At 48.6% G+C, this 15,255-nt stretch carries 12 protein-coding genes; 7 read left to right on the forward strand and 5 right to left on the reverse strand.

Features of this window, described 5'->3' with window-relative positions; all coding sequences use genetic code 11:
- Nucleotides 1-135 precede the first annotated feature (135 nt).
- On the forward strand, nt 136-1,746 hold the full coding sequence (locus tag FCL47_RS16940) for a hypothetical protein (protein ID WP_136814718.1): 1,611 nt from the start codon (nt 136-138) through the stop codon (nt 1,744-1,746).
- A 173-nt stretch (nt 1,747-1,919) separates the two neighbouring features.
- Nucleotides 1,920-2,828 carry a polysaccharide biosynthesis tyrosine autokinase gene (locus FCL47_RS16945; RefSeq protein WP_136814719.1) on the forward strand — a complete coding sequence of 303 codons (909 nt, stop codon included), beginning with the start codon at nt 1,920-1,922 and terminating at the stop codon, nt 2,826-2,828.
- Between the two features lie 10 nt (nt 2,829-2,838).
- Here FCL47_RS16945 and FCL47_RS16950 read toward each other — a convergent pair whose 3' ends face one another.
- The 5 genes from FCL47_RS16950 to mnmG form a co-directional block, all read right to left on the reverse strand.
- Nucleotides 2,839-4,641, reverse strand: a complete 1,803-nt coding sequence (locus FCL47_RS16950) for a YgiQ family radical SAM protein (RefSeq protein WP_136814720.1) — start codon at nt 4,639-4,641, stop codon at nt 2,839-2,841.
- A 20-nt stretch (nt 4,642-4,661) separates the two neighbouring features.
- A complete protein-coding gene (gene nhaD, locus FCL47_RS16955) occupies nt 4,662-6,086 on the reverse strand; it encodes a sodium:proton antiporter NhaD (RefSeq protein WP_136814721.1) in 1,425 nt (474 codons plus the stop codon).
- 172 nt (nt 6,087-6,258) lie between these two features.
- Complete coding sequence (locus tag FCL47_RS16960) at nt 6,259-8,418, reverse strand: SulP family inorganic anion transporter (RefSeq protein ID WP_136814722.1); 2,160 nt, start codon at nt 8,416-8,418, stop codon at nt 6,259-6,261.
- Nucleotides 8,419-8,658: 240 nt separating this feature from the next.
- Nucleotides 8,659-9,465, reverse strand: a complete 807-nt coding sequence (gene lgt / locus FCL47_RS16965) for a prolipoprotein diacylglyceryl transferase (RefSeq protein WP_136814723.1) — start codon at nt 9,463-9,465, stop codon at nt 8,659-8,661.
- A 25-nt stretch (nt 9,466-9,490) separates the two neighbouring features.
- Nucleotides 9,491-11,401 (reverse strand): tRNA uridine-5-carboxymethylaminomethyl(34) synthesis enzyme MnmG, encoded by a 1,911-nt coding sequence (mnmG, locus tag FCL47_RS16970; protein ID WP_370459573.1) that lies wholly within the window; start codon nt 11,399-11,401, stop codon nt 9,491-9,493.
- Nucleotides 11,402-11,688: 287 nt separating this feature from the next.
- On the opposite strand from mnmG, the gene rpmH reads away from it, so the two are divergent.
- The 5 genes from rpmH (at nt 11,689) to FCL47_RS16995 (ending at nt 15,242) form a co-directional block, all read left to right on the forward strand.
- Nucleotides 11,689-11,826: a 50S ribosomal protein L34 gene (gene rpmH / locus FCL47_RS16975; RefSeq protein WP_136814725.1), complete on the forward strand. Its 138-nt coding sequence runs from the start codon at nt 11,689-11,691 to the stop codon at nt 11,824-11,826.
- Between the two features lie 83 nt (nt 11,827-11,909).
- Nucleotides 11,910-12,185: a ribonuclease P protein component gene (gene rnpA / locus FCL47_RS16980; protein ID WP_240744276.1), complete on the forward strand. Its 276-nt coding sequence runs from the start codon at nt 11,910-11,912 to the stop codon at nt 12,183-12,185.
- A gap of 13 nt (nt 12,186-12,198) precedes the next feature.
- On the forward strand, nt 12,199-12,426 hold the full coding sequence (gene yidD / locus FCL47_RS16985) for a membrane protein insertion efficiency factor YidD (RefSeq protein WP_136814727.1): 228 nt from the start codon (nt 12,199-12,201) through the stop codon (nt 12,424-12,426).
- A 41-nt stretch (nt 12,427-12,467) separates the two neighbouring features.
- A complete protein-coding gene (gene yidC, locus FCL47_RS16990) occupies nt 12,468-14,147 on the forward strand; it encodes a membrane protein insertase YidC (protein WP_136814728.1) in 1,680 nt (559 codons plus the stop codon).
- A gap of 78 nt (nt 14,148-14,225) precedes the next feature.
- The gene (locus FCL47_RS16995; RefSeq protein WP_136814729.1) at nt 14,226-15,242 is read left to right on the forward strand and encodes a protein jag; all 1,017 of its coding nucleotides are present in this window, start codon (nt 14,226-14,228) and stop codon (nt 15,240-15,242) included.
- The last annotated feature ends 13 nt before the right edge of the window (nt 15,243-15,255 follow it).

Here is a 15,255-nt window from a genome sequence, read left to right on the forward strand (position 1 = left end):
GCAGCATCAGGAAAAGAACGAACAGTATTATCGTTATGTTGTTAAAAAAAACTAACCGTTCGGTTCCTGAAGATGCTACACTGGAATGATACGTGCGCAACTATTAAAATCTCATAATCTAGAGAATATTTACTTATGGATATACAACAACGACAACTGGTAAACAAATATCTTGATCTGTTTTCACGACAAAAAGTATTCATCATCACCATGTTACTTTTAAGTTTGCCTGTAGGTCTTGGCGTTTACCTTCGTACGCCCAAAGTGTACCAATCTTCAAGTCTTGTCAGTTACGAACCGCAGAAGATAAGCCCGAACAAACAGTCTCCCGATGTGGAATCACGGGTAGGCGACATTGTCAGCACTCTCAGTCAGATTGTTACCAGCAGGACTAATCTGGAAGAGATAATTAAGGATAATGATCTTTATCCAGAATTACGAAAAAAAATTCCGATAGAGGATGTTATTGGAATATTAAGGAAAAAAATCGTGATACAGCCATCTGACCGTGGAGATGTTTTCACCATATCGTATTCCGGCAACAATCCAGGAGACGTTGTCAGAGTGACTAATGCAATTGCTGCAAAATTTATAGAGGAAAATCTGAAATATCGCCATGATAGAGCGACAGAAACTTCGACCTATACGAATCAGGAACTGCAGATGGCCAAAAAAGTCATGGACGCGAAAGAAAATGACATGCGAGACTATAAACTGAAGTATTATAATGAAATGCCTGAGCATCGTGAAATGAATATGGCCAGCCTGGCTTCTCTTCGCGAACAATACCAGGGAAAGCAGGATAGTATCCAGGATCTGGAACGAACTCTAGTGCTTATCCGGGATCAAATGAATAATCAGAAAATGTTGGCGCAGCGTGCACCTGCATATGCAACAGACGGTAATCAACCAAATGTAGTAGAAGAGACTAGCGAACAGCGCTTGGCCAGATTACGCTCGACGTTGGACAGCTTATTGTTGAAATACACTGAAAAGCACCCGGAAATTAAGAGGGTTCGAAAGCTTATTGAGAAGCTCGAGGTGGAAATTCGGAGTGGGTCAACTTCTGGAAAAGGTCTGGCTAAATTGTCACAATCTTCTTCAACCGGTTCTTCGCAGGGGCGGCGACTGGCCAGACAAAATTCATCTAATTTGCAGACAATGATGCAGTTGGAATCACAGCGCAAAGATATTGAGCGGAATATTGTCAATATTGAAAGTGAAAAGAACCAGTTGCGGGAAAAAATAGAGCAATATGAAAAATGGCTTGCTGTCTCTCCTGTGCGGGAAGCAGAATGGTCTTCTCTGACTCGGGAATATGATCAACTTAAAAAACATTATGACTACCTCGTGGCTCAAAATCTCGAGGCAGAATCAATGTTGAATCTTGAGATACGCCAGAAAGGGAGTCAGTTCAAAATAGAAGATCCCGGCCAGTTTTCGGGGAAGCCTATCAAACCGAATTTTTTTATAATTATGGGATTCAGTGTACTTGCAGGACTTGGTGTCGGGCTCGGAGGAGTTCTGGCGTTAGATGTATTTGATTCCTCTTTCAGGGACGCGGAAACAATAGAACCTTTTCTAGGAATACCCTTGCTCACCACAATCCCGTACATTGAAATTGAGGCTGAACAGAAACGACAGAAATGGCAAAGGATACTCCTTCTGAGTCTGCTTTTAGCAGCAATTGCTCTTATTACGACGTTATTTGTGTTCTTTTGGATGAGAGGGGATATAATCTTTTAGCGCACATTGCGAATGTGCTCTCAATAAAAGATGATTTTTAGGATATGAGCACTGGAGCATACCAAGGCTAGGATGCTGTTTAAAAAGTTTGCAGGAGTGAACCTCTTGACAAAGTATGTTGAAAAGCGGTCGCCGACATAAAATGCAATTTTTAAATCTGGGATAACAAGAAAATGGGAAAGACCTCAAAAGCGCTGAAGAAATCAGGCTACAGTCTGGAAGTACCGCTGCAATCAACTACAGATACACAAACAGAAAGATTGGTTCGATCGGCAGATAACGCAGCGACTGGTGGCAATGAAGAAAAACCGTTTTTGGTCCGCGAACCGCAACGAACTGAGATTTATTCCCCGCAGTGGGATGAGCGGTTGACGAAGGTGGCCAGTTTTTCTAGCAAGATCGCCGAATCATTTCGTGTTTTACGGTCAAAAATACTCATCCCTCAAGATGGTCGACCAGCACCTAAAACTATCATGGTGACCTCTGCCTTGCCCCGTGAAGGGAAAAGCTTTGTGTCGGCTAATCTTGCTATCGCCCTGGCTCAAGGAGTGGATCAGCATGCGCTGCTGGTTGACTGTGACCTTCGTGCCCCTTCTCTCGCTCAACTCTTTGGTCTCCCATCCGATCGTGGACTGGCCGATTATCTTCTTGATAAAGATGATATCTCCTCAGTTATCCGCAACACCTCTATGGAAAAACTGACGATTTTACCCAGTGGTTTGCCCCCGGTCAATCCGGCGGAGCTGCTTGGCTCTGAACGGATGCACAAACTCATCGCGGAACTGGCAGGCCGCTATCCCGACAGGTATGTAATTTTTGATACCCCTCCTCTTGAAGTCGCCTCTGAATCGCAAGTGCTGTCTCAAGTGGTTGATGGGGTGGTACTGGTAGTAAGACAAGGCTTTTCCAGTCGAAACCTCATAGAAAAATTTATCTCGGAAATCGGCAAAAACAAGATTATCGGTGTAATCTTCAACGGGCACAAGAGCAACTTTATATCCACCCGGCTGGTTGATAAAAGTCATTATTATTATGGTAATTACTATAATAATACTGGACAAAAGAGCGGGATGAGTTCTTAGGCAAGATGTATCATCTTTTCTTTTTGCGGCCGAACCCTTTGGGGCGAAAAGCTTTCTGCTGAAGTGACTGTTCCACAATGCGACGCTGCTGCTGCCTGTCCGATTGCTTGCGCGGGACCGTCAGCGGTTGCTTGGATCCTGGCTTCAAGCCAGTTACATACATGGCAGTGGACAGGGTCCCGGGGGTAGGGGTAAAATCCTGGAATTTTCTTACTTGCAGCCCTAACTTGTGCATGTCCTGGGTAAGTTTTTGGGCATGCTGTGGTGTTGATCCGGGGTGCGCCGTGATGATATACGGCGTAAATTCCATCTTTTTACCGATCTCTTTTTCTATCTTCCGACATTCGGCAATAAATTTCTTAAGAAGACTATGGGGTTCCTTGTGCATGAGACAGAGAAGTTCATCGTCGGTATGTTCAGGGGCGATTTTCAATGATCCGGGGGTGTGATGCTGCAGGATCCTTCGCAACAGTCGAGGGGTGCGAAGGAGCAGTTCCATTCTCAGACCGGAAGAAATGAACAGATTCTTTATGCTGGGGATGGCGGCGACATCGTTCAGCAGCTGGAGAAACAGCTCTTCGTTTATCTCCAGTTTTTTGCAGGGTTGCGGGTAGAGGCAGTCGCGTTTTTTACAGGAACCTATGCTGCAGTGCGTACCGAAGAGGTTGGCCGTCGGTCCGCCAAGATCGCTTATAGTGCCGGTAAAATCGTCCATCTGCGTGATACGTTCACATTCCTTGACGATGGATTCTCGGCTGCGTGAGATTATTGCTGGTCCCTGGTGTCTGGTGATAGCACAAAAAGAGCAGTTACCGGAACAGCCCCGAACGATGGTTACTGAATCCTTAATCATCCGGTAGGCCGGGATGTGCTGATGGTCAGGATGCGGACGTCTCGTATAGGGCAGGGCGTAGAGCGCATCAAGTTCAGACGGTGATAGTGGGGGGGGTGCCGGATGCTGCACCACCCAGTGCGTTTGTTGGCGTTGCAGGATTGTTTGCGAGGAAGCAGCGCTTGAGTGCCTGTTTATCGCCATCTCGGTATCGAGGAATAAAGCGACTTCTCGTTTTATGTCATCCCAGGAGGGGAGGACGAGTGTGTTGGGTGAGCTGCTTATCTTTCCTGCCGGGAAAGTCTCAGATAAATGTTCCTGCAGTTCCCTGTCGGTAAATCTTTGACAGGTCCCTGAAATATTGTGCAGAGATTTATTTGCTGCACACCTTCTTGCGATCTCCACGATAGCCTTTTCGGCCATCCCGTATACGATGAGGTCCGCTTTGGCGTCGGTTAGAAAGGATGACCGGAGTTTTTCCTGTTTGAAATCATAGTGGACAAAGCGTCGGAGTGAAGCCTCAATGCCACCGAGGATGATGGGGATGTTGCGAAAAGCCGAACGGGCCAGGCTGGTATAGATGAGACTGGCACGATCCGGTCTTCTGCGTTCTGTCTTGACCCGCTCCGTTCCGCGCCACGGATTGCCATCGGGAGAGTAGGCATCGGTGTCGCGCACTTTGCCGTTACCGGTGTAGTTGGCGACTATGGAATCAAGGTTTCCGGCGGTGATACCGCAGAACAGTCTCGGCGTGGGAAATCTTTTGAAATCTTCAGCTGAATCGAATCGCGGCTGTGGCAGGAGAGCTACCTGAAAACCGTAGCTTTCCAATAGCCTGCCGATAAGCGCGACACCAAAGGATGGATGGTCGATGTAGGCATCTCCGGTCACAAGCAGAATGTCGATACCTGACCATCCCCTCCGCCTGCACTCCTCCCAGGAAATCGGTAAAGGAAGAGTGGTGCTGGCAGGTTTATCCATGAGAATCCTTGACAGACCTTTTACATAAATCTGGCATTGATGAAAATGTGGCAGAGGATAGATGCTGCATAACCAAGAGCGATTACCGGAGTCCATTTCAAATGGGCATTGAAGGTATAAACATTTCGTGCCGCGCCCATAAGAGCAACTCCGGCGGCAGATCCGATTGACAGCAAACTGCCTCCGACCCCTGCTGTCAGGGTAACCAGCAGCCATTGTCCATGGGACATCTCAGGGCGCATGGTCAGTACGGCAAACATCACCGGAATATTATCGACAACGGCCGATAGAATCCCGATAATAACATTGGCTGTGGTTGCGCCCAAGCCGAGATACAGAAATTTGGAAACCGCGGCGAGATAACCAAATTGGGATAGTCCGCCGACACAGAGGATGACCCCGTAAAAAAACAGCAGAGTATCCCACTCGGCCCGGGCGACTTTACGGAACAGGTCGAAGGGATCAGGCTTTGAATGATATGTCTGATGTGCCAGGGGATTATCGTCAATATCGTAATTGCGATGTTCCTTCTTCTTCAGATAATAGGAGAAAAAACCAAGATAGCCAAGACCGAGCATCATGCCTGCCGCTGGCGGAAGATGGAGGAAATTATGAAATGAGACTGCAGTTATGATGGTGGCTAAAAAGAGCAGCATGATTCTTTTCGCCCCTATTTTCATGACATACTGGTCCTTGCTGGGCTGAGGGGTTTTTTTGCTGATGGAAAAATTCATAAAAATAGCAGGAACCAGCCAATTTACCAGTGACGGAATGAAGATATGGAAAAATTCATTGAATTGGACCACTCCTTTTTGCCAGACCATAAGCGTTGTGATGTCGCCAAACGGTGAAAACGCCCCTCCGGCATTAGCCGCAATGACGATGTTGATACAGGCAATCGCCACAAATTTTTTGTCACTGCCCCCGACCGCCATGGCAACCGCCCCCATAAGCAAAGCAGTAGTCAGGTTGTCGGCCACCGGGGAAATAATAAAGGCTAAGAATCCGGTCACCCAGAAAACAGTTCGCAGCGAGAATCCCCGCGTGACAAGCCAGGAACGCAAAGCCTGGAATACATTACGTTCGTCCATGGCATTGATGTAGGTCATGGCAACCAGAAGAAACAGGAACAGTTCGGCGTATTCCAATAGGTTATGGCGAATGGCTATCTCTGCGGCATGATTATCACCCATCCTGCTGAAGGTGATAGCAACCAGGATCCAGATAATACCTGCAGCAAGAAGTACAGGTTTGGATTTTCTTAAATGGAGCTTCTCCTCAAGAATGACCAGCGAATAGGCACCCACGAAAAGAAAGACCGAGAGTATGCCAAAAATGGAGCCGGTAAGTCCTGCGGTATCTAACTCTGTGCCTGAACCGCTGCTGGCAAACGCAAGTGTTCCGGACGCAAGGAGTGCACAGAACAATAAGAGCAGTTTTTTCATTGGGGGCTTTCCTGGTTGATATTGATAATAAAAAACAGACAAACGCCGCAGATTATACCAGCCGGTAAGAACCATCGCAAGAAGAGTCGGATAATCTCGGAAAATACTGCGATTGTGACGGTGAAGGTGGGATCCCTCCGGTCAGGCAGCAGACCGGAGGGGGAACTCAAAATCAGCTCTCTGCTGGTATATATTTCGTCAATGGGCAATCATTGCACCCGGCCACCGGTAGATCGGTCCCGGTATGAATCTGTTTGATGAGAGCAGCGACAGCGGCTTTACTGTCGGCATACATATGTTCCTTGCCAATTTCTTCAATTAAGCCGGTTCGCTCCATGACTTTCAGCACCTGTCCTTTTACACCGCACATGGCGAAACCGAGTTTGGCACTGCGTACCCTTTTACAGAGCATATCCAGAGCTTCTTCGCCGGAGGCATCCATATCATTTATGCCCCGGGCGTCAAGAAGTATATAGCGAAGATCGGGTTGTTCGGTTCTGAATTTGGCGACCTGTTCGTCGAGGTAACTGGCGTTGGCAAAAAAGAGGGCACCGTCAAAACGTACGACCGAGATATGGCGACAACCTTTCAGGCGGTAGTGTTCTGAACTTTTCAGAACATTTTCTTCATTCATTGACAGCCTGGCGACGACTGGGCGCATAGACTTGTAGAGAAAAACGATCATGGAGAGGCCGACACCGACCATGATGCCTTTGTCGAGGTGCGGGGCAAAATAGAGAGTGACCACGAAACAGAGAACAGAAATTGCGCCATCGTACCATTGTGCTTTCCAGGAGTGAATAAAACCTCTGACGTTGACCAGGCCAATGACTGCCATCATGATAACCGCAGCCAGAACGGCCTGGGGCAGATGATACAGCAACGGAGTGAAAAATAACAGGGTGATGACGACCATTATCGATGTTACCACCGATGAGATACCCGACACGGCGCCTGCCTGCAGGTTAACGGCAGAACGGGAAAATGAACCGGAAACCGCATAGCTGGAACCAATTGAGCCAAAAATGTTGGCCAATCCCTGACCAATGAGTTCCTGGTTCGGATCGAGTTTTTGACCGGTCTTTGCCGCCATGGCTTTGGCGATGGCGATGGCTTCCATAAAGCCCAGCAGCGAGATGATAATTGCCGTAGGGAGGAGTTTAAAGAACGATTTGACGCTGAGCTCAGGGATGGTGAATTTAGGCAGGCCTTCAGGGATCTTGCCTACAACCTCACCGCCACCGATAACTGTAAGCTCGGCGGTCTTTAATGGAGAATTGCCTACCTTGAGCTTCCAGGTATTGCCGTCTGTTTTTACTCCATCGGGAATTGAATCTTTTGGAAAAAGGGTCAGCGTGTTATCTGTTTTGACCCCGGCAAACTTAGCCGCTCGAAGCTGCTCCCTCAGGGTGTGGGTGTGATGTTTCGCATCATTTATTTTCAGGGTGAGGAGTTCCACCTGGCTCTGCAGTTCAATCAGCTTGACACTCTTGCCGCCATGTCCTTTGGGCAGATTGCTGATCTCATCATTTACGTGATGCTCCATCTCCGATCGTTCGGTTGATAGGGACTCAAGCTCTTTGGCTGCTTGGTTGAACGCGGTGATTTTCTCGGCAATTGCAGGAGACTGGATTGCGGAGACATCGATCTTGGCATCGTTGTTGTAATGGGTGAAATAGGAAATCAGGGTAGTGATGGCCACCGCAACCAGCACGTTGGGGATACGCGGGTTGATTTTTTTAAGAACCACCATGATGATCACCGCGCTGACACCATAGATAAGGGTCGGCAGGTGGGTATAGTCCATTGCCGCCTGGAAGACCCGAACCATTGTTTCATAATGATGTTCTGCCGAGTCGACATTGACGCCAAAAAATTTGGATAATTGCGATGTTGCGATGATAATGGCACCGGCGTTGGTAAAGCCATTGACTACCGGGTGAGACAGAAAGTTGACGACCAGTCCCAGTCGAAGTACCCCAAGGGAAAACTGGAATATGCCAACCGTCAGCGCGAGTGTAATCGAATACGCGATGAACTGGGCTGATCCGGCAGTGGCGAGTGGGGCAAGAGATGCCGCAGACATAAGAGAGACCACCGCAACAGGTCCGGTTGCCAGTTGGCGGCTCGACCCAAAGAGTGCGGCAATCATTGGCGGCAGAAAAGCGGCATACAAACCGTAATAGGCTGGTAATCCGGCAAGCTGGGCGTAGGCCATTGACTGGGGGATCAGAACCAGGGCGACTGTAATGCCGGCCAGGAAATCAATCTTGAACTTGCCGATGTCATAATCCTTAAACCAGGCAAGAAACGGGAAAATCATTTGAATCATCGTGTCTGCTCCTTAAAAAAATTACAATATTCTAAAAGGGATTTATCCCTTCAGCTTACAATAACCAGCGGACAGTCCGAGTCGAAATTGCCTGTCTTTTCAGCACAGCTAATCAAAGCGCTCTTGCGAAGAAAGTCAAGAAAAATTGGAAATATTAAAAGGAGATATGTGCAAAATCAGCAAGGAATTGCAATTTCGAAGGAAATATGGTTAATAGATAGGGTTTTTCTCAGGAAATCTTCAGTGTGCGTTTCTTTTCAAGCGGAGCAGCCAGATAAGCAGGCCGCTTCCTACCATCAGCCCGCTAAGAAGCTGGCCCATGGTAAAGAGGCCAATTACATATCCCACCTGTTGATCCGGTTCCCGGAAATTCTCGACAACAATTCTCAGGCAGCCATAGCCAATGAGAAAGAGGGCTGTGATACTGCCATGAGGCCAGTAGTGATTCTGCTGCCATGGCCTTTTTCGTACTGACCAGAGTATGATAAAAAGCACAACGCCTTCAAGCACCGACTCATAGAGCTGTGACGGATGTCGGGGGAAAGGACCGCCCCCCGGAAAGGTCATGGCCCAGGGCAGGTCGCTGACTCGTCCATACAGTTCGCCATTGATAAAATTGCCTATCCGGCCTAAACCGAGGCCGACAGGGAGGGTGGCTATATAAATATCGGCACTTTTCCAGAAATCGAGCTTGTTCTTCCGGCAGAAAACCCAGCCAGCTATCAACAAGGTCAGGCAAGCTCCGTGAAACGACATGCCGCCACTCCAGGTTGCAGGAATTTCCAGAGGATGAGCCATGTAATAAGAAAAATTATAAAAAAAGACATAGCCCAGTCTGCCGCCGACCACAACTCCCAGGATGAGTACCAGATTGAGGTTTTCAAAATGTTCGGCAAGCCGGTCGTAGTGGTATTCCCGGATCTGTTTCCTGACGAGAAAATAGCTTGCCAGAAATCCGAGCACATACATCAGTCCATACCAACGTACATGCAACGGCCCGAGGCTGAAGATTATCGGGTCGATATTCGGAAAGGACAAAGGCGTCATAGAGGCAGATGAAAGGTGTCTGATGCTATTTTTGTAATTTCTTTAAGTGTACCTGCAGTACCGAGATGGCCGCTGGTGTTATGCCGGAAATTCTTGATGCCTGGCCAAGTGAGAGGGGCTGGATCCTGGTCAGTTTTTCCACCACCTCATTGGAAAGGCCGGAGAGAGAGCGGTAATTAATGTCTTTTGGCAGCAGAACTGATTCCATTTTTTTGAACCGGGCCACCTGTTCGGTTTGTCGGTCGATGTAGCCTTTAAATTTCACCCGGAGCTCTATCTCTTCTCTGACCGGACTGGAAATGAGCTCCTCTACTGTTTGCAGCGCGTCATCTGTGATCGGCAGCGATGCAAAGGATCTGATAGACAACTCAGGCCGGCGCAGCAGATCGGCGAGGGTACATTTTTGTTTGAGATCGCTGCTATTTAGTGCTGTAAGAGCCGCATTTGTTGCCGGGCCTGGTTTGAGAGACACCTGTTCCAGTGCCTGAGTGCCGCTGGCGATCAATTGCTGCTTCTGCAGGAATTGACTATGTGCCTCTTCCGATACCAGCCCTAACTCGTAACCAATCTGGGCCAGACGACTGTCCGCGTTATCTTCACGCAACAACAGCCGATATTCGGCTCTTGAGGTGAAAAGCCGGTAGGGCTCTTTGGTGCCGCAGGTAACCAGATCGTCAATTAAGACCCCGATATACGCCTGCGAGCGGTCGAGAATCAATGGTTCCTGGTTGCGGCTGGAACGGACTGCGTTTATTCCGGCTAGAAGGCCCTGGGCTGCCGCTTCTTCGTACCCTGAGGTGCCGTTTATCTGTCCGGCAAAAAAAAGACCCTGTACCTGTTTTGTTTCCAGTGAGGGATGCAGGCCGAGGGGGTCGACATAATCGTACTCAATGGCGTATCCAGGCCTTATTATTTGGGCATGCTCCAATCCCTTGATGGAATTGATCATGGCTTTCTGGGTGGCCAGCGGCAGGCTGGTTGGTATTCCGTTGGGATAGACCTCTGTGGTGTCAAGGCCTTCCGGTTCGAGAAAGATCTGGTGCCGATCTTTTTCCGGGAAACGCATGACTTTGTCTTCAATGGAAGGGCAATATCTGGCGCCTACTCCTTTTATGACCCCGGCGTACATGGGCGATTGGCCGATGCCCTGACGAATGATCTCGTGCGTTTTTTCGTTGGTGTACGTTATATAGCAGGGCAATTGCGGGAGGGTGTAGCCGCGGTTCTCACCATGCCCGGAGAAGGAAAAATGCGCGGCAGGGTAATCGCTGTGTTGAATCTCCAATTCTGCGTAGTTGATGGTGTGCGACGCGAGTCGAGGCACTGTCCCGGTCTTCATGCGGCCAACGGCAAATCCGTGGTCCTTAAACCAGGCGGCGAGCCCTTTTGATGGTGCGTCCCCGAGTCTTCCCGCCGGAAAATTTTTCATGCCGATGTGGACCAGACCGTTCAGGAAAGTACCGGTGGCAACAACCACTGCTTTGCTATGGATGTGTTCGTCAAGCGACGTGCATATCCCGTAAATCCGGTCATTTTCAACGAGAAGCCCTGAAACTACCGTCTGTTTTACCGTCAGATTGGGCTGGTTCTCAATCACCGATTTCATGCGCAGGCGATAGAGCAGCCGGTCTGCCTGCGCTCTGGATGAGCGTACTGCCGGGCCTTTGCTGGTGTTGAGCCGGCGAAACTGGATGGAAGTGGCATCGATGTTTCTGGCCATTTCGCCGCCCAGGGCGTCAATTTCCCGAACCAGGTGGCCCTTGGCCAGCCCGCCGATTGCAGGGTTGCAGGACATTGCCCCGATCGTATCGGCATTAATTACCGTGAGCAGGGTTTTGCAGCCCATTCTCGCTGCGGCAAGCGCAGCTTCGCAGCCGGCATGGCCGGCTCCGATAACCGCTATATCATATTCTTCATTGATCATGAGTTTTTTCACCTTGATTTATTCTGGCTCAAGCAGCGCAGAGAATAGCACAGCCGATTGGGTTGTGCAATATACGGGTGATCCTGTAGAACAAAATAATTGACACAGATAATTAATTGTGGTTAATATTTGTGTTTTGCAATTTGTCACCTTGTAGTTGGACACACCGCTTGTGCAGGGAGGGTGTCGACCCGAGGAATAGTTTGAAATCACATAATAAAGAGTAGATTCTCCGGAATCTCAGAAGCTAAAAATATTCCATGGTCTGACCATAGAATGTACCGATGAGGAAGTGAAGAATGAGCAAGCGTACTTTTCAACCAAGCAACCTGAAACGTAAACGTACCCACGGATTTCGTGAAAGAATGAGTACCCGTGCCGGAAGAGCAGTCATCAGATCACGCAGAGCGAAAGGCCGCAAAAGGCTATCGGCATAGCTTTGGCCGGGCATCGACTTTTGAAAAGCTCCCTGATCCGCAAAGGTTGGGAGTTTGACGAAGTTTACAGCAAGGGGAGGCGTTTGCACGGAAAAGGTTTTACTCTGATCTGCCGGACAAATTCGACCAGTACAAGCAGGTTGGGAATCAGTGTGCACCGAAAGATTCATGGTGCGGTGAAGCGAAACCGTCTCAAGCGCATTATTCGGGAATCTTTCCGACTCGGGCAAAGCTGCTATCCGGCAGGAGCTGATATCGTCTTTGCCGTTCGTCCCGGTTTTTCTTTCGCCCACCCCGAAGATATCTGCGCTGCCCTGGCACCTCTGATAGCACCTGCTGCTGATAGTTTTACTTGTTGAGCAGGTGTACGAGATGACAATAAGCAATATTCCAAAGGCGGTTTTCATTGGATTGGTGAGAGGGTACCAATATCTTATTTCACCACTTTTGCCCCCTACCTGCCGCTTTATCCCCACCTGTTCAACGTATGCCATCCAGGCAATTGAAAAATATGGGGTTGTCCGGGGGTCCCTTATGGGAATACGCCGGATACTCCGATGCCACCCATTTTCCCGAGGTGGGTATGATCCGGTACGGTAAACAGACCGTAATCCGGTCTCACAAAAAATTACGGACAGTCCATGGACACATATAGAGCTTTTTTAGCAATCGTTATCTCTTTTATTATTCTACTTGGGTATCAATACTTTTTTGTCGGCTTTGACAAACCGGTTCCCGTCAGCGAGACAACTGAGCAATCAGCCCAGCCCGCACCGGCTCAACCGGTACAGCAGCCTGCCGCCGCCACTGCAGCCCAGGCACCGGCAATCGCACCGCTTCCGGCGCAGACCTTTGACCGTACGCCAAGAGATATTACCATTGACACAGACCTGTATACTGCGACCCTGTCTGAAGATGGCGGCACAATTACCAGTTTTGTCCTTAAAAAACAAAAGGAAACACATGACAAGGATTCACCTGGCATGCAACTGGTTAAGACTACCGCCGCCGAAGGATATCCTCTGCAATTCGCCTGGGGCAGTGCTGTTGGCGCAAGAATACTCTATGACAGTACCGTGCAGTCCCTCAAATTATCTGCAGACAAAAGCAAAGCTGAGTTGCGGATGACGGCAGATGCCGGCAACGGACTGGTGGTCGAACGCCTCTACACATTTGACAACAGCAACTATCTGATCGATCTTTCCGTCACCGTTAAAAATCATGCCGATCACATCCTCCAGGGAGTTCCGCAACTGGGTCTGGTCAATGCCCATTTTGAAGGGGTCGTCAGCCCATCGAATCGATTCCTGTTTGGTGGACCAGTAGCTTTTATTAATGGTGGATTGCAGGAGGTAAAGGCGAAAGATTTTGCTGATGCACCAAAAACGCTTCAGGGTGCAATAGAGTGGGCCGGCTACGAAGGAAATTATTTTCTCTGCGCGCTCATCCCAAAAGACGGGGCGGGCAATTCGTTCACCATGCAGGGGAATGAGATGCTGGCAACCACTCAGCTCTCAGGAACACTTGAGACGCTTAAACCGGGGACGGAAAAGAGCTATGACTATCATGTCTATTACGGACCTAAAAAATTAAAAATGCTGCAGAGTATTGGCTATAACCTGGATCGTTCGGTTAATTTCGGCTGGTTTGATGTCATCGCCAAACCGACTCTCTGGCTGCTGAACATGTTTTACTCCTTTTGTCATAATTATGGCGTGTCCATTATTTTGGTTACTGTTCTCTTCAAGGCGGTTTTTTGGCCGATTTCGCAAAAGGGCATGAAATCGATGAAAAACATGCAGAAATTGCAGCCTAAGATGGCAAAAATAAAGGAAAAATATAAGAGTGACCCGACCAAGATGAATCAGGAGGTCATGAACCTCTACAAGACATACAAGGTCAATCCGCTTGGCGGGTGTCTGCCGATGGTGCTGCAGATCCCGGTCTTTTTTGCCCTGTATAAAGTGCTTCTGCAGTGTATTGAATTGCGCCATGCGCCATTTATGTTGTGGATTACCGATCTGTCTGCGCCTGATCGTCTCTACCTGGGATTTGACCTGCCCTACCTCGGTGGGCTGCCGGTATTGACTCTGCTCATGGGTGCGTCGATGTTTTTGCAGCAGAAACTGTCACCCAGTACGGCAGATCCTACTCAGGCGAAAATCATGATGTTTTTGCCGGTGGTATTTACCTTTATGTTTCTCAATTTTGCATCGGGTTTGGTCTTGTATTGGTTTATCAACAACTTGCTTTCCATTCTTCAGCAGGTGCTTATTAATCGTGAAAGCAAGAAAACGGCTCTATCATCAGCTGCCAGCTGAGATCGGCGGACAGACACGAATAAAAGCAGCTTAAATCACCGGATTTTGCGGTTGAGATATATTTGAGAAGGTAATTAAATGTCTTTAGAAAAAAAAGATTTTTACGGCAAAGAGGTTGCGCTGGCAATCAAAAATGCTTGTGACACTTTAGGGGTCGCCCAGGAAAAACTTGAGATTGAAGTTGTTGAAACTGGAACTACAGGCATATTTGGTCTTATCCGTAAAAAGGCGCATATCCGTGTGTTGGTAAAACCTGACAATGAAGAGACTGACCTCTTTGCCGTCGAGGACTTTCTCAGTACCGACTCGGAAAGCGACAGGAAGTCAGAGCCGATCGAACCGAGTACACCCGCACCGGTGAAGCCTGAACAGACAAAACCCGAAAAGGTGAAGTCTGAAAAGGTGAAGCATGAAGCTGCGAAACCTGTCGCGGCTAAAGCAACGGATACAGTAGATACGAAAAAGGCGGAAGTGGGAAGCGAGCAGGACCAGGAGCAGGATATTATCGATGATGATGACGATGATATGCCAGTGGCTAAAGACACTGGCGTTGAGGTGAGTCCGGAAAGTTTGGAAATTGTCAAAACGGAAATCCTGCACCTTGTCGAGTTGATGGGCTTTCCCTCTACTGTTGAAATAGAAACTGCTGGTCAGTCGGTGGCTTGCACGCTTCGCGGTGAATTTGAGGAAAATTTAACCGGGGTGGATGGCAAGGTGCTGGACAGCCTGCAATATATTCTGCGTAAAATAATCAGCCGCAAGGTGCCTGAAAGACTGAGAATCTCCATTAATGTCGGTGATTTTCGGGAAAAGAGGCTCGATGATTTAAAGCTCAGAGCTGTCGAACTGGCGGCGCAGGTAAAAGAAGACGGCAAAACCCAGGTGCTTCCGGCTCTGAACCCTTCCGAGCGACGGGTCATCCATATGATTCTTCAGGAAGATAATGCTATTCGCAGCCGTTCGGTCGGTGACGGGCTGTTTAAAAAAATTCTCATCTATAAACCCGGAAAAGGCAATAAACCGACTGGCCGAAAACGTCCGCCGGCTAAAGGGCGGCAAAACAAATCCGGGCCCAAAAAAGACAGCAACAACTGATTGCTGTTCCAGG

Source organism: Desulfopila sp. IMCC35006 (assembly GCF_005116645.1).
Taxonomy (GTDB): domain Bacteria; phylum Desulfobacterota; class Desulfobulbia; order Desulfobulbales; family Desulfocapsaceae; genus Desulforhopalus_A.

Coding starts and splice junctions, on each gene's coding strand:
- FCL47_RS16995 (WP_136814729.1), top strand. CDS start 14,226: ATGTCTTTAGAAAAAAAAGATTTTTACGGCAAAGAGGTTGCGCTGGCA.
- lgt (WP_136814723.1), bottom strand. CDS start 9,465: ATGACGCCTTTGTCCTTTCCGAATATCGACCCGATAATCTTCAGCCTC.
- FCL47_RS16940 (WP_136814718.1), top strand. CDS start 136: ATGGATATACAACAACGACAACTGGTAAACAAATATCTTGATCTGTTT.
- FCL47_RS16950 (WP_136814720.1), bottom strand. CDS start 4,641: ATGGATAAACCTGCCAGCACCACTCTTCCTTTACCGATTTCCTGGGAG.
- nhaD (WP_136814721.1), bottom strand. CDS start 6,086: ATGAAAAAACTGCTCTTATTGTTCTGTGCACTCCTTGCGTCCGGAACA.
- rpmH (WP_136814725.1), top strand. CDS start 11,689: ATGAGCAAGCGTACTTTTCAACCAAGCAACCTGAAACGTAAACGTACC.
- yidD (WP_136814727.1), top strand. CDS start 12,199: ATGACAATAAGCAATATTCCAAAGGCGGTTTTCATTGGATTGGTGAGA.
- FCL47_RS16960 (WP_136814722.1), bottom strand. CDS start 8,418: ATGATTCAAATGATTTTCCCGTTTCTTGCCTGGTTTAAGGATTATGAC.
- yidC (WP_136814728.1), top strand. CDS start 12,468: ATGGACACATATAGAGCTTTTTTAGCAATCGTTATCTCTTTTATTATT.
- FCL47_RS16945 (WP_136814719.1), top strand. CDS start 1,920: ATGGGAAAGACCTCAAAAGCGCTGAAGAAATCAGGCTACAGTCTGGAA.